Source organism: Paraperlucidibaca baekdonensis (assembly GCF_003387535.1).
Taxonomy (GTDB): domain Bacteria; phylum Pseudomonadota; class Gammaproteobacteria; order Pseudomonadales; family Moraxellaceae; genus Perlucidibaca; species Perlucidibaca baekdonensis.
On record NZ_QUNR01000004.1, the window covers coordinates 112,587 to 126,420 of the forward strand.

Consider the following 13,834-nt stretch of genomic DNA (forward strand, 5'->3'; position numbering starts at 1 on the left):
GGAGACGATTATGCAAGGCGCATTATGGGTGGCCAAAACCGGCCTCGACGCACAGCAAACCCGCATGCAAGTGGTCAGCAACAACTTGGCCAACGCCAACACCACAGGCTTTAAAAAAGACCGCGCGGTGTTTGAAGATTTGCTCTACCAAAATGTCCGCCAAGTCGGTGGTCAGACCTCGCAGCAAACCCGTGCGCCCACCGGCATGCAGGTCGGTACTGGTGTGCGCGTGGTGGCCACGGAGAAAATGTTCTCGCAAGGTGGCATCAACCAAACCAGCAATCAGCTCGATGTAGCGATCAATGGCCGCGGCTTTTTCCAAGTGCAAATGCCCGATGGCTCGGTCGGCTACACCCGCGATGGCTCACTGAAACTCAATGAGCAAAGCCAGCTGGTCACCGCCTCGGGCTATGTCATTGCGCCCGGCATCACTGTGCCTAGCAGTGCGCAGTCGGTCAGCATTGGCCGCGATGGTGTGGTCTCCGCACTGGTCGCCGGTGAAACCACGCCGCAGCAGCTCGGCAACTTACAGCTCACCGATTTTATTAACCCCGCCGGTCTGCAAGCGCGTGGCGAAAACCTCTATGTTGAGTCCGCCGCCAGTGGTTCGCCGCAAACCGGTACTGCTGGTATCGGTGGTTTAGGCACGCTCGAACAGGGTGCGCTCGAAGGCTCCAACGTCAATGTCGTGGAAGAGCTGGTGAATATGATTGAGACCCAGCGTGGCTATGAGATGAACTCAAAAGCCATCTCTGCCAGCGACCAAATGATGCAGTACTTAAACAACAACGTCTAAACCTGAGATAAGCCTGTGATGGCTAAGCCCCAGCATCCGCTGGCGGAGGAGTGTGCCTGTGAAAAACCTCATCATTATCTGTGCTGCCTTGCTGAGCACCGCCTGCAGCCAACATTTCATGGCCGCGCCAGGTGATGCCGCGTGGGCGCCAGCCGCGCCGCAAATAGCCCAACCATCTGCGGCCACGCCAGGGGCGATTTTTCAGGCCGGGCATAACCTCAATTTATTTCTTGATCATCGCGCTCGCCAAGTCGGCGACACGCTGACCATTGCGCTGGTGGAGCGCACCGAGGCCAGCAAACAGGCCAGTACCGGCACCGATCGCAGCACCAGCCTAGATGTCACGCCGCCCACGGTGTTTGGCGCGCCGGTGACCATCAACGGCCAGCCAGTATTTGGCACCAGCCTGAGCAGTGAGTCGGCCTTTGCCGGCAATGGCAAAAGCAGCCAGAGCAATCGCCTCAGCGGCAACATCACCGTGACGGTTTACGAGGTCTTGGCTAATGGCAACTTGCGCGTGCGCGGCGAGAAATGGCTGACGCTGAACCAAGGCGAAGAGTTTATTCGCGTCTCCGGCACCATCCGCCCAGTCGATTTAGCGCCGGATAACTCCGTGCCCTCATTCAAGCTCGCCGATGCGCGCATCACCTATAGCGGCAAGGGCGTGCTCGATGATGCCAATTCGATGGGCTGGTTGGCACGATTATTCCAATCCGTCTTGTCACCCTTGTGAGGATGACGCCATGAACCTGATTAAAGCTGTTTTTTTCGCCACATTACTGACACTGCCGCTCATCTCGCAGGCCGATCGCGTCAAGGATTTGGCAGGTGTGGCTGGTGTCCGTGACAACCAGCTGGTTGGTTATGGCTTAGTTGTGGGCCTCAATGGCACCGGTGACCAAACCAGCCAAACGCCATTCACCGTGCAAAGCATCCGCAATATGCTCAGCCGTTTTGGCATTCAAGTGCCGGATAACATCAACCCGCAGCTGAAAAACGTTGCGGCGGTGACCGTGCACGCCAATTTACCGGCGTTTGCCAAGCCCGGGCAGACTCTCGATATCACCATTTCATCGATCGGTAATGCCGGCAGCCTGCGTGGCGGCAGCTTGCTGATGACGCCGCTACTCGGTGCCGACAACCAGGTCTATGCCATGGCGCAGGGCAGCTTATTGGTCGGTGGTCTTGGTGTCTCAGGTGCCGACGGCTCGAAAGTCACCATCAATGTGCCGAGCGCGGGTCGTATTCCCAATGGCGCCACGGTAGAGCGCGCCGCGCCCAGCAGCTTAGCGGCCAATGGCTTAATTCAGCTGAACTTGCGCAGGCCTGATTTCACCACCGCCAAGCACGTCGCGGAGACCATCAATGCGCAATTTGGCGAGCAGACCGCGCGCGCGCTCGATGCTGTCAGTGTGCAAGTGGTGGGACCCATCGACAGCAATCAGCAAGTTAGCTTTATTTCGCTGCTGGAAAATTTAGAGGTCACACCCGGCGCTCCCTCAGCGCGTGTGGTGATCAATTCGCGTACCGGCACCATTGTCATTGGTGGCAATGTGCGGGCGCTGCCGGCGGCGGTCACCCACGGTTCATTGACGGTGACGATTAATGAAAAACCGCAGGTCAGCCAACCGGCGCCATTCTCGCAAGGCCAGACTGTGGTCACGCCAAACACCGGCATTGCTGTCGATCAAAACAAGCCGCGTATGTTTGCGCTGGACTTAGGTGTGACGCTCGATGACATCGTTAAATCCATCAATGCCGTGGGCGCCTCGCCAGCCGATTTGGTCGCCATTTTAGAAGCCTTGAGCCAAGCCGGTGCTTTGCGCGCCGAGCTTATCGTCATCTAAGGGAGCGCGCTCATGACCTCGTCTATTGGCAGCAACTACCACGGTTTTAGCGACCTCGCGGCGCTGAAAAAAGAAGCCGCCGAGTCGCCGCGTGAGGCCATCATGCCGGTGGCGCGCCAGTTCGAGTCGGTGTTTCTCAACATGATGCTGAAAAGCATGCGTGAGACCGTCGGCGAGGGTGGCCTGTTCGATAACGAATCCATGAAAACCTATCAGGGCATGTTCGATAACCAGCTCGCCTTGAGTCTTTCCCAGCAAGGTGGCATAGGCCTTGCAGAGTCTATAGCCAAGCAACTGGCACCTGAGGGCAGCGCGCTACAAAGCAGCCTGCACAGCCAGTCAGCACAGGCCGCGGCCATCAAGCCGCCAAGGGATGACTCATGAGCGATATGTTAGGCAGCGCACTGTCGGGGTTAAATACCTATCAGCGCGCCTTGGCCACCACCAGCCATAACATTGCCAACGCCAACACCGACGGCTATAGCCGGCAAACGGTGACAATGAACACGCGTAATCCGCAGCAGCTCGGGCCATTAACCTTAGGTTCCGGTGTGCAGCTGTCGAGCGTGCAGCGCGCCTACGATCAATACGCGGTAGTACAGCAGCGCTCCACCACCGCGAGTTTTGCCCAACAAGACACGCTGCATTCGCTGTCGGGCCGCATTGATACGCTGCTTTCTGATAGCGATCAGGGCTTGTCGCCGGCCATGTCGAAGTTCTATGACAGCATTCAAGCCGCCAGCACCGACCCCTCATCATTAGCCGCGCGCCGCGAGCTACTCGCCACGAGCAGCACGCTGACCGCACGCTTTCAAGGTATTGATGCCGAACTCAGCAGCATCAATGACGAGACCAACGCGCGTATTTCAGCCTCGGTCACCGAGATCAATGGCTTAAGCAAGCGCATTGCCGATTTAAACTTGAGCATCAGCCGCACCGTGGGCCAGGGCGGTAAGCCCAATGATTTGCTCGATCAGCGCGATACCGCGGTGCTGGAGCTCAATCAGATTGTTCGCGTGAGCACGCTGGAACAAAAAGACGGCACCATGAGTTTGTTTGTCGGCAATGGCCAACCACTGGTTTTGGGCACCCAGCAAAATACCTTAGCGCTGACGGGCAACCGCTTCGATCCAACCCGTGCGGAGGTGAGCTTTTCCGGTCAAGGTGAGATTACTAGTGCCTTAGAGGGTGGCTCATTAGGCGGGATTTTGGCGTTTCGTGACGATGTCTTGACGCCGACACGCAACCAGCTTGGGTTGCTTGCCAATCAATTGGCGAGCGCCTTTAACGATCAGCATGCGCAAGGCACGGATTTGCGCGGTGATGTTGGTGGTGATTTATTCAGCATCGCGGCCATTGAGCCGCAAGCCTCAAGCGCCAATACCGGCACTGCCGCGCTGAGCGTGACCGCTACCAATACGTTTGCGCTCACCGGCGATGCCTATGTGCTCAGTCAGACCGACACCGGTTGGCAATTGCGCAACACCACCAATAAACAGGTGGTGAGCTTAAGCGGCGATGGCAGTGCCGCGAATCCATTGAGCGCTGACGGCTTTTCGATGGTGGTCACTGGCAGTGCCGCGCGCAATGATGAGTTTTTGATCGCACCAACGGGCCTGTCGGCGAAAACCGTAGCGGTCGCTATTACCGATCCTGCAAAAATAGCGGCGGCTGCAAATGACGCCAACGCTGGGCCCGGTGATAACCGCAATATGCTGGCAATGGCGGGTCTAGAGAACAAAAAAGTATTGGTCAATGGCACCGCGACGCTCAGCGATGGCGTGCAGAGCATGCTTGGCAAAGTGGCGGCGACCACCCGCAGCTCACAAGTCGGTGCCGCGGCTCAGCAAACGCTGCTGACACAGGCCACCGCACGGCGCGACGACGTCAGTGGCGTCAACCTTGATGAAGAGGCCGCCAATATCTTGCGTTTTCAACAGGCCTATCAAGCCTCGGCACAGGTGGCGAGTGTCGCCAACTCCCTTTTTCAAACCATTATCAATGCCTTTAATTAAGGCGTTAGGGTGGAGGTCGACTATGCGTATTTCAACTCAGCAAATTTACCGGCAATCCATCGGCAATATGATGGAGCAACAAATACAGCTGACTAAAACGCAGCAGCAAGTCGCCACCGGCAAGCGCTTTCAAAACGCTTCGGAAGACCCCGTCGCCGCGCAGCAAAGCCTCGCCATGCAGCGCAGCTTGGATCGCCTCGCGCAATACGATAAGCAGTCGGTGTTGGTTGATGGCCGCTTGCGCGAAGAAGAAAATGCTGTGACGAGTAGCGTGCAAGTGTTGCAGCGCGTACGCGAGCTGGTCGTTGGCGCGAATAACGGCACGCAGAGCAATGACAGCCGTGCCGCGACTGCCGCAGAGATTCGTGAGCAGGTCAAATCATTGATGCAGCTCGCCAATAGCCAAGATGGCAATGGCCATTATTTATTTGGCGGCTACCAAGATGACACCGCGCCCTATAGCTTTGATGACGCCTCGCAAGCGGTGCAGACCAATACCCATGCCGGGCAGCGTTTGGTCAGTATTGGCCCGGGCCGGCAAGTCGCCGACGGCGATACCGGTGCGGCCGTGTTTCAGCAAGTACCTGCCAATGCCACGGATGTGGCGGCCGGGCAAATTGATCTGTTTACCGCACTCAGCCAAATTGCCACCGCCCTAGAAACACCCCGCAGTGGTGGCTTGGAGCCAGTCGTGCCACCGACCGTGCCAGCAGACCCCACCGAGCCCTATAACTTAAGTGACAGCACAACGACCGTCGATGGCCTCAATAAGGTCTTGGCGAAATCCTTAGTGGTGCTCGATCGCGGCCTCGACCATTTGAGCGATGTACGCACCAGTATTGGTGTGCGCTTGAATCAGATTGATCAGCAAAGTGAAACAAATGCCAGTAGCAGCCTTCAGTTATCGGCCCTAAAAGCCGATAACGAAGACATTGATATTGCCGAGGCTTACAGTCGTTTATCACTGCAAATCAGTGGCTTGCAAGCGGCTCAGAAAGCCTATGTGCAGGTTCAAGGGCTGTCATTGTTCAACTATTTGTAAGTCTCTGCAGGCTTTTGTGGTGCAAATGTAAAAGCCCCTCAAGTCTGCAAGCATCGGTTCGATATCTAGTGTGTCCGCGATACAAAGCCATTTGGGCAGAGGTCGCACAGTAACCAACGGTAGAAACGGAGAAACATCATGGCCCTGTCCATTAACACCAACGTGGCATCCTTGAACGCTCAACGTAACCTGAGCACTTCACAAAACAAAATGGCCGACTCACTGCAGAAACTGTCGACCGGTATGCGCATCAACAGCGCCAAAGATGACTCAGCTGGTCTGGCCATCTCCGAGCGTATGACCTCGCAAATCCGTGGTCTGAATGTTGCCGTGCGTAACGCCAACGATGGCATCTCGCTGGCACAAACCGCTGAAGGCGCGTTGAGCGAAGTCGGTAACAACTTACAGCGTATGCGTGAGCTCGCTGTGCAAGCCTCCAACGGCACCAACACGCAAGCCGACCGCGACGCGCTGAACACCGAGTTCACCGCACTGCAGTCAGAAATCCAACGCGTTGGCGAACAAACCAGCTTCAACGGCACGAAATTGCTCGATGGTTCTTTCTCGGGTGTGCAGTTCCAGGTTGGCGCCAACGCCGGTGAAACCATTGGCATCAGCTCGATCGCTAACGTGCAAACCTCAGCATTGGGTGGTGCACTGACACGTAACACCGCTACGGTTAACGCCTCAGCACTGACAGGCTTTGCAACAGCCATTGCAGCTGGTGATGTCACCATCGATGGCCCAGACAGCGCAGCAGGCGTGAGCATTGGCGCCATTGGCTCGGCAAGCAGTGCACAAGAGCGCGCCGGTCAGCTGGCTGAAGCAATCAACCGTGTGTCGTCACAAACCGGTGTTGGCGCCTCCTATGACAAAGTCACGGGCGACTTGAGCTTGACCAGCTCGGGCACCATCACTGTTGGCGGTGCGTCACCAGCCGTTGTCAGCAGTGGCTTTGCTGCCGGTGCTGCGGGTTCGGCAACCACAACAACAGGTATCGGTTCGCTGAGCCTGTCGAGCTTCACCAACGCTCAGCAGTCCATGGCTCACCTCGACAAAGCCATCTCTGAGGTCAACACCTCGCGTGGCAACTTAGGTGCTGTGCAAAACCGCTTCAGCTCCACCATTGCTAACTTGCAGTCGACATCGGAAAACCTCTCCGCATCACGCGGTCGTATCCAAGATACTGACTTCGCTGCCGAGACTGCCAATATGTCGAAAGGTCAGATCCTGCAACAAGCCGGTGTGGCGATGCTGTCACAGGCTAACCAGCTGCCACAAAGTGTGCTCAGCCTGCTGCGTTAAGGCCGAGCGTCAGCGCCAAGTCCCCAGGGCTTGGCGTCATGACTCCAACAAAAGGCAGCCGGTCTCACGACTCGCTGCCTCTTTGTCGTCTCGGTCAAACGGAATCTTGCTAGGAGATTAGCCATGACTATTGCCCATGTGCCCGCAAACACGTCATCGAATGCGAGCCTTACCGTAGTTAAAAGCACGCCAGAGCGCGCGACGTCTGTGGCGGCGGCGGAGCCAAAGCCAGTCGTTGACAAGTCTGCACCGAAGGCCGCGCCTGAGCCTGTCAGCCCTGCTTTACTGCAGCAATGGCAAGCGCAGCTGCAAGCACAACGCAAACTCGAGTTTTCTGTCGATGAAAGCAGTGGCCGTGATGTGGTCAAGGTCATCGACAGCGACTCGGGCGACCTCATTCGGCAGTTCCCCAGCGAGGAAGTGCTGAAGCTCTCGAGTGTGGCGAAAAGTGGCAAAGGCGGCTTATTTGCCGATGAAGCCTGATGCTATGGCACAAAGCTTGCTTCATTTAAAGCCAGTACCGTGCACATGCCAGACCAATGAGGATTGAGCCATGCCAACCATTACCAGTAGCGGCGCCAATGGCATTGATGTTAACAGCCTGGTGTCGCAACTCGTGGCCGCCGAACGCGCAGCGCCAGAGGCGCGCTTAGCCGCGAAAGAGTCGAAGGCTCAAACCAAGCTCTCGGCCTTTGGCTCGCTGCAATCGAGTGTCGATACCTTTCGTCAGTCGCTCGATAAGCTCAATAATGCCGACAGCTTGAGTGCGCGCACCACCAGCGTTGGTAAGCCCGAGCAGATGAGCGTCTCTGCCACACCAAAAGCCGTGGCGGGCAGTTACCGGGTCTCGGTTGAGCGTCTGGCTCAAACCCATCAAGTCGCCAGTACTGCCTTTACCGACAGCGACGCGGCGGTGGGTGAGGGGCGTCTGACTTTTAGCAATGACAGCGCTAGCTTCTCAGTGGTTATTGATAGTGAAAACAATAGCCTATCGGGTCTTCGTGATGCCATTAATAGCGCCAGTGCCAACACCACGGTACGCGCCTCTATTGTCCGCTCCGATGACGGCGATCATTTGGTGATGACCAGTTTGCAAAGCGGCGAGGCCGGTGAGCTCAGCGTCAGCGCCAGCGATGCCAGCGGTAACCCATTGCCGGCGATTCCGCTCGGTGGTTTGCTGCCAGGTGACTCGCCGAGTTTATCTGCCTTTAGCTACAGCACCGGTGGCAGCAGCAATGGCTTAGTGGAAAAGCAGGCTGCCCAAGATGCACAAATCATTGTTGATGGCTTTACCCGCAGCTCAAATAACAACACCTTTGATGATGTGGTTGAAGGCGTGACGTTTACCGCCAAAACCGCCGATGCTGGCAATCCGTTTACGGTCAGTGTCAGTGAAGATACAGGCGGCAGCAAAAAGTTGGTGGAAAACTTTGTCTTTGCCTACAACACCTTACAAACCACACTTAATGCGCTCACCAGCTATAACAGCACCAGCGGGCAGGCGGGTCAGTTGCAGGGCGACTCCACCACCTTGCGCTTGGCATCGGTGATTCGCGCAGAACTCAACACCGCCGTGAGTAGTGCCAGTGCCAATGCCGATACGCTGTCGGAGCTGGGCATTACCTCGCAAGTTAAAACTGGCAATTTAAGCATCGACAACACGCGCTTGGATGCGTTGTTGGACGAGTCGCCGGATGCGCTGGCCGGGTTTTTCAGTGGCGATGAGGGCTTTGCCTCACGCATTGATACGGCCTTAAAAAGCTTTTCCGGTAGCGATGGCTTGTTGGCCTCCCGCACCGATGGCTTGCGCACGCAATTGAAGGACTTAACCAGCCAGCGTGATGCCCTCGATTTTCGCATGGAAGGTGTGGAGGCGCGCTATTCAAAGCAATTTAACGCGCTCGACAGTTTATTGACGCAGCTCAATGGCACCGGCTCATTTTTGGCCGGCCAATTAGCCAGCTTGCTGTGATTAATTGCCGCGCGGCCCTAAAGATTTGGCCAAAATGGTCGTTAATAATCCTAGCTAGCGCTGCACAGACGCGCTGATTTCAGGAGATGATAAATGACGTATGCCATGGCCCGTGCCTCAAAGGCTTATGCCAACATTGGCGCGCAAACCAGTGTTGAGGCGGCCAGCCCGCACCGCTTAATACAACTGCTGTATGCCGGTGCAATCGATCGTATTTCGCGTGCGCGTGGTCACATGCAGCGCAATGATGTGGCTGATAAAGGCCTGTGCATTAGCCGGGCGATTGATATCGTCGATAGCCTGCGCGCCAGCCTCGATACTCGCCACGGCCATCCGCTCGCGCACAACCTAGAAAGCCTCTACGACTATATGTGCCGGCGTTTATTGCAAGCCAATAACGACAATGACGTGGCGCCACTCGATGAAGTTAGTCACTTGCTCGCGGAATTGAAGTCGGCATGGGATGCCATTCCCAGCGAACTGCACCGCGGTGCGCCCGAAGTATTTGACACACAGATGGGTAATGCCCAGGTGGTAGGAGCCTAAATCTCATGTCATCGCCGAATGTCCTGCCATTTCCCACACCGGCAAAGCGTCGCCCCACGCTCCAGTCGTTGCTGGGCATGACGCATGATTTATTAGCATTGGCTAAGCTCGGTGACTGGGAGGGTGCCATGCGTTTGCAAGAGCAGCGCCGAGATGCACTGGAGCTGTTTTTTGCCGATGTGCCGGTGACGCTGGCAAAAGCTGACATCGCCAGCACCATTCGCGCGATTTTGCAGTTTGATGCAGAGCTCACGGGGCATTTACAGCAAAGTCGCCAAGCCTTGATGGTCGAGGCCCGTGGTGCACGTCAGCAGCGTCAAGCCGCTGGCGCCTATTTGAGTTATTCGAGCTCTTGAGATTGCCATGACCGACATCCACTACGACAGCCAAGATGAAGCGCTGCATGAGACCATCAGCCTCAGCGGCCAATTGCCGATGCGCTATAGCGTCAGTGCTGAAGCACTGACCGAAGCCGAGCTGCTCAACATTAACGAGCGCAACTTAATGCTCTTTAATGCCATTGAGGTCGCCGAGGTGCAGCGCTACGTTGCCGACCCCGATGCCGATGATGGGGTGCAGGTCGAGTTGCAGCGCCTGGAGGCTAAGGTCGATTTATTGCTCGGCTTAATGAATCAGTTGCTCAGCCAGCAGCAAGACATTCCGCAAGCCCGCGCCGTGGTGCTTAATGCCGCTGCGTTGCAATGGCAATCCGGTGCCATTAAAGCGTCAGTAGGCGACTATGTGGTGGTGTCATTACATGTGCATAACGCCGTGGCGATGCCGTTGAGTTTGCCCTTGCGACTTACCCAAGAAGGCCGCGGTGAGCTCTATGGATTAACCGCATTAACACAAAATGCCCTCGATAAATTCCTCTTCCGCCAGCACCGGCGCGCCATTGCGGTGAGTCGTATGGCCCGCCAAGAGACTTAGCGCGCTTACACAATTCACAGTTGAGCAACACTTCTCGCTACGAAACCCGACTGAAGCAAAGCGTCAAATAACCGACTAATAGGACATCAAAGTTCTGACACGGATATTTGGCTATGACCGCTTCTCTCGCACTCAACGCAACCACCCCTATTCGCGCTTGCAACCCACTGGGCCGCTCGGATGCCATCGTCACGGTACGCGAATTGATTGGCCAAGTAGCCCCGCATGCCACCGTGGTGCTTATTCAAGGCGAGTCAGGCAGCGGCAAAGAAGTCGTCGCCCGCGCATTGCATGATGCCTCTCCGCGTCGCAACAAGCCGTTTGTGCCCGTCAATTGCGGCGCCATTCCTGCCGACTTGCTGGAAAGCGAGTTGTTTGGCCACGAAAAGGGCGCATTCACCGGCGCCATCAGCACCCGCAAAGGCCGTTTTGAGATGGCCGAGGGCGGTACGTTATTTCTCGATGAAATTGGCGACATGAGCTTGCCCATGCAGGTGAAATTGCTGCGGGTCTTGCAAGAGCGCTGCTTCGAGCGCGTGGGCAGCAACCAAACCATCAAAGCCAATGTGCGTATTGTTGCCGCCACCCACCGTGACCTCGAAACCATGGTGGATGCCGGCAGCTTTCGCCAAGATTTGTATTTCCGCCTCAATGTCTTTCCCATCATGGTGCCGGCACTGCGCGAGCGCCTCGATGATCTGGCCATGCTCACCAAACATTTTTGCCAGCGTCAGATTGAGCGCGACACCACGCCACCGGTATTTACCGAGGAGGTCATGGCCGCACTCTCGACTTACCAATGGCCTGGCAATATTCGTGAGTTGGAAAATCTCGTGGAGCGCTTATCGATTACGCACGCGGGCAAAACGCTCAGCACCACCGATCTGCCTGCACGCTATTACCCATTGGATGTGCTAGAGGATGAGATGGCTCGCGAGGCCGAGCGCAAAGCCGCGCGTCAGGCGCAGCTGGAGCAGGCGGCAAATCGTCAAGCCGTTGTTAGCGCCAATAAACCGCCGCTGATTGCCGTGGATCTTGACTCGCCAGCGCAGCGTAAGGCTGAACAGGCCATGCTGTTTGATCTGCAATCGGCTCCCGCCGAGCGCGCCCCAGCAGCCGATGCTGAACTGCCCGAAGAGGGTCTCGATCTGAAACAAACGCTGCAAGCGCTTGAAATACGCTACATCACCGAGGCTTTGGCCCGTGTTGATGGCGTGGTGTCGCGCGCGGCGCGCTTGCTGTGTCTGCAACGCACCACCTTGGTGGAAAAAATGAAAAAGCTGGGACTGCAAACGGCAAGCTAAAACTGGCATAGCACTTGCTATGTAACAGGGAAGACGGGCCACGAAGCGCCCAGCCATTGCACAAAAGAGGGTATGCGCATGACCAGTGTCAGCGGAGTCGACAACATACTCAGCCAAATTCGCGCCATGCGCCAATCCACACCGGGTGTGGGTTCCGCGCCAACGCCGGGCATTAACACGGTTGATCCCAGCCAAGGTGCCGTTAAGCCAGCCGGTTTCGGCGACATGCTGAAAGCCGGTATCGATAACGTCAATAGCGTGCAAAAAGCCGCCGCCGCCAATACCGCGGCCTATGAGCGCGGTGACAGCGAGATGAGCCTGACGCAAGTCATGGTGTCGCTACAAAAATCAGATGTGTCATTTAAGGCCGCCACTGAGGTGCGCAACAAAATGATTGATGCCTATCACGAAATTATGCGGATGTCGGTATGAGCCAGTTAAACGCCATGAATGCGAATTTATCGACCTTGGCGCAAGCGCCGTGGCTGCGCCAATTACTCATTTTAGTCGGCATCGCCGGCAGTGTTGCGTTTGGTGTTGGCTCGGTCATGTGGTCGCAAGGGCCAGACTACAAAATGCTCTACAGCAGCTTGGCGCCTGATCGCGCCGCCGCCGTGGTCGATACGCTCAACGCATTGAATATTCCTTACAAGCTTGAAGATGGCAGTGGCGCCATTTTAGTGCCCAATGAGCGTCTCCATGACGCCCGCCTGAAGCTCGCCAGCAGTGGCTTAGCCAGTGGCGATGGCAGCGGCCTGGAAATGATGAAAGACGAAAAGGGCTTTGGCGTTAGCGAGTTCATGGAGACAAAAAAATACCAACACGCCATTGAGACCGAGCTGGCGCGCACCATTGAAAGCCTACGCCAAGTGCGGCGTGCGCGTGTGCATTTAGCCATTCCGAAGCAAAGCGTGTTTGTGCGTGACCGTAAATCGGCTACGGCTTCGATTTTTCTCGATGTCTTTCCAGGCAGCGTGGTGGAAAAGCAAAACGTCAATGCCATTGTCAATTTAGTGGCGTCGAGCATCCCTGACTTGAGCGCTGAACAGGTCACCGTGGTCGATCAGCAAGGCAACTTGCTCTCGCAAAAAGACGATGACGCGCTGGCACAAGGCTCTCGCCAGTTTGACTATCGCCAGCGCGTGGAAAAAACCTATGAGTCGCGCATTGAGCAGCTCATCGCGCCCATCGTGGCTTCCGGTAAAGTCCGCGTGCAAGTTGCTGCAGACATTGATTTTGCCAGCTCGGTGGTGAGCCGCGAAAGCTGGAACCCCGATCGTGCCGTGGTGCGCAGCGAGCAAATCAATAGCGATAGTCGCGGCGGTAACAACCCCAACGCCAATGCCATGGGTATTCCGGGTGCGCTGGCAAACCAACCGGTGGCCAATGACGCAGCAGCAGATCCTGCCGCCGCCGCAAATGCGCCAGAAGCCCCAGCCAATGGCAGTCAGTCGATCACACGCAACTATGAAATTGAGCGCACGCTAAATCATAGCGACACACCCGCCGGTACCATTAAGCGGATGTCGGTGGCTGTGGTGGTGGATGGCCGCGCACAAAAAGATGCCGACGGCAAAATCGTTAAAGCCGCACCCAATGCCGCTGAGCTCGAGCGCTTAACGCTACTGGTTCAAGATGCTGTGGGCTACGTTGCCGAGCGTGGCGACAAGGTGACGGTGGTGAGTGCCGACTTTATTCCGGAGCCATTACGCGACGAAATCGATGCCCCAGGGTTTTGGCAAGAAGCGTGGTTTGCGCAGCTCATGCGTCAAGGCCTGACCGGGCTAGGCGTGCTGCTCTTGGTGCTGTTGGTGCTGCGCCCAGCCATCAAAAATCTTATCAGTAGCAATCAATTAGTGGCGCTGCCAGCAGGTGGCGCATCGGATGCACCGCATGGCCTAGATGGTGAATACATGGGGCAGCCTGCCACCGCCGGCATGGCACCCGCCGCGCCGTTGCAACTCGGCCATGACTTTGATCAGAAGGTGAGTTTTGTGCGCAATGTCGCCACGGAAGATCCCAAGCGCGTTGCTCAAGTTGTGAAAAATTGGGTGAATACCAATGCCGAGTCCTAAAG

The 13,834-nt window shown here is 56.5% G+C and carries 15 protein-coding genes; all 15 read left to right on the top strand.

All coding sequences use genetic code 11. From position 1 onward, the window contains the following. Window positions 1–10: 10 nt before the first annotated feature. The 15 genes from flgG (at window position 11) to fliF (ending at window position 13,832) form a co-directional block, all read left to right on the top strand. Window positions 11–796, top strand: coding sequence for a flagellar basal-body rod protein FlgG (flgG, locus tag DFR26_RS09315; RefSeq protein WP_116208700.1), 786 nt, complete (start codon window positions 11–13; stop codon window positions 794–796). Between the two features lie 58 nt (window positions 797–854). Continuing rightward, window positions 855–1,529 (top strand): flagellar basal body L-ring protein FlgH, encoded by a 675-nt coding sequence (flgH, locus tag DFR26_RS09320; RefSeq protein ID WP_220375762.1) that lies wholly within the window; start codon window positions 855–857, stop codon window positions 1,527–1,529. Window positions 1,530–1,539: 10 nt separating this feature from the next. Next, window positions 1,540–2,643: a flagellar basal body P-ring protein FlgI gene (locus DFR26_RS09325; protein WP_116208702.1), complete on the top strand. Its 1,104-nt coding sequence runs from the start codon at window positions 1,540–1,542 to the stop codon at window positions 2,641–2,643. Between the two features lie 12 nt (window positions 2,644–2,655). Next, window positions 2,656–3,027, top strand: a complete 372-nt coding sequence (locus DFR26_RS09330) for a rod-binding protein (protein ID WP_116208703.1) — start codon at window positions 2,656–2,658, stop codon at window positions 3,025–3,027. Further along, entirely contained in the window at window positions 3,024–4,658 is a 1,635-nt protein-coding gene (gene flgK / locus DFR26_RS09335) for a flagellar hook-associated protein FlgK (protein ID WP_116208704.1), read from the top strand. Before DFR26_RS09330 ends, flgK begins: the two co-directional genes overlap by 4 nt. Before the next feature lie 22 nt (window positions 4,659–4,680). Beyond that, window positions 4,681–5,700, top strand: coding sequence for a flagellar hook-associated protein FlgL (gene flgL, locus DFR26_RS09340; RefSeq protein WP_181899038.1), 1,020 nt, complete (start codon window positions 4,681–4,683; stop codon window positions 5,698–5,700). A 138-nt stretch (window positions 5,701–5,838) separates the two neighbouring features. After that, on the top strand, window positions 5,839–7,005 hold the full coding sequence (locus DFR26_RS09345; protein WP_116208706.1) for a flagellin: 1,167 nt from the start codon (window positions 5,839–5,841) through the stop codon (window positions 7,003–7,005). Window positions 7,006–7,128: 123 nt separating this feature from the next. Then, window positions 7,129–7,488, top strand: a complete 360-nt coding sequence (locus tag DFR26_RS09350) for a flagellar protein FlaG (RefSeq protein WP_116208707.1) — start codon at window positions 7,129–7,131, stop codon at window positions 7,486–7,488. A 70-nt stretch (window positions 7,489–7,558) separates the two neighbouring features. After that, on the top strand, window positions 7,559–8,977 hold the full coding sequence (gene fliD, locus DFR26_RS09355; RefSeq protein ID WP_116208708.1) for a flagellar filament capping protein FliD: 1,419 nt from the start codon (window positions 7,559–7,561) through the stop codon (window positions 8,975–8,977). A 93-nt stretch (window positions 8,978–9,070) separates the two neighbouring features. After that, complete coding sequence (gene fliS, locus DFR26_RS09360) at window positions 9,071–9,523, top strand: flagellar export chaperone FliS (protein ID WP_116208709.1); 453 nt, start codon at window positions 9,071–9,073, stop codon at window positions 9,521–9,523. Window positions 9,524–9,528: 5 nt separating this feature from the next. After that, window positions 9,529–9,879, top strand: a complete 351-nt coding sequence (locus DFR26_RS09365) for a flagellar protein FliT (RefSeq protein WP_116208710.1) — start codon at window positions 9,529–9,531, stop codon at window positions 9,877–9,879. 7 nt (window positions 9,880–9,886) lie between these two features. After that, window positions 9,887–10,453 carry a PilZ domain-containing protein gene (locus DFR26_RS09370; protein ID WP_116208711.1) on the top strand — a complete coding sequence of 189 codons (567 nt, stop codon included), beginning with the start codon at window positions 9,887–9,889 and terminating at the stop codon, window positions 10,451–10,453. A 113-nt stretch (window positions 10,454–10,566) separates the two neighbouring features. After that, the gene (locus tag DFR26_RS09375) at window positions 10,567–11,757 is read left to right on the top strand and encodes a sigma-54 interaction domain-containing protein (RefSeq protein ID WP_116208712.1); all 1,191 of its coding nucleotides are present in this window, start codon (window positions 10,567–10,569) and stop codon (window positions 11,755–11,757) included. Window positions 11,758–11,835: 78 nt separating this feature from the next. Next, window positions 11,836–12,189: a flagellar hook-basal body complex protein FliE gene (gene fliE / locus DFR26_RS09380; RefSeq protein WP_116208713.1), complete on the top strand. Its 354-nt coding sequence runs from the start codon at window positions 11,836–11,838 to the stop codon at window positions 12,187–12,189. Next, the gene (fliF, locus tag DFR26_RS09385) at window positions 12,186–13,832 is read left to right on the top strand and encodes a flagellar basal-body MS-ring/collar protein FliF (RefSeq protein ID WP_116208714.1); all 1,647 of its coding nucleotides are present in this window, start codon (window positions 12,186–12,188) and stop codon (window positions 13,830–13,832) included. The genes fliE and fliF overlap by 4 nt, the downstream gene beginning before the upstream one ends. Window positions 13,833–13,834 lie beyond the last annotated feature (2 nt).

Excerpts from the sequence above, each read along its gene's own strand:
- DFR26_RS09375 (WP_116208712.1), top strand. The coding sequence starts at position 10,567 with ATGACCGCTTCTCTCGCACTCAACGCAACCACCCCTATTCGCGCTTGC.
- DFR26_RS09350 (WP_116208707.1), top strand. The coding sequence starts at position 7,129 with ATGACTATTGCCCATGTGCCCGCAAACACGTCATCGAATGCGAGCCTT.
- DFR26_RS09365 (WP_116208710.1), top strand. The coding sequence starts at position 9,529 with ATGTCATCGCCGAATGTCCTGCCATTTCCCACACCGGCAAAGCGTCGC.
- flgL (WP_181899038.1), top strand. The coding sequence starts at position 4,681 with ATGCGTATTTCAACTCAGCAAATTTACCGGCAATCCATCGGCAATATG.
- fliE (WP_116208713.1), top strand. The coding sequence starts at position 11,836 with ATGACCAGTGTCAGCGGAGTCGACAACATACTCAGCCAAATTCGCGCC.
- flgK (WP_116208704.1), top strand. The coding sequence starts at position 3,024 with ATGAGCGATATGTTAGGCAGCGCACTGTCGGGGTTAAATACCTATCAG.
- fliF (WP_116208714.1), top strand. The coding sequence starts at position 12,186 with ATGAGCCAGTTAAACGCCATGAATGCGAATTTATCGACCTTGGCGCAA.
- flgG (WP_116208700.1), top strand. The coding sequence starts at position 11 with ATGCAAGGCGCATTATGGGTGGCCAAAACCGGCCTCGACGCACAGCAA.
- DFR26_RS09370 (WP_116208711.1), top strand. The coding sequence starts at position 9,887 with ATGACCGACATCCACTACGACAGCCAAGATGAAGCGCTGCATGAGACC.
- fliD (WP_116208708.1), top strand. The coding sequence starts at position 7,559 with ATGCCAACCATTACCAGTAGCGGCGCCAATGGCATTGATGTTAACAGC.
- DFR26_RS09345 (WP_116208706.1), top strand. The coding sequence starts at position 5,839 with ATGGCCCTGTCCATTAACACCAACGTGGCATCCTTGAACGCTCAACGT.
- DFR26_RS09330 (WP_116208703.1), top strand. The coding sequence starts at position 2,656 with ATGACCTCGTCTATTGGCAGCAACTACCACGGTTTTAGCGACCTCGCG.
- fliS (WP_116208709.1), top strand. The coding sequence starts at position 9,071 with ATGACGTATGCCATGGCCCGTGCCTCAAAGGCTTATGCCAACATTGGC.
- DFR26_RS09325 (WP_116208702.1), top strand. The coding sequence starts at position 1,540 with ATGAACCTGATTAAAGCTGTTTTTTTCGCCACATTACTGACACTGCCG.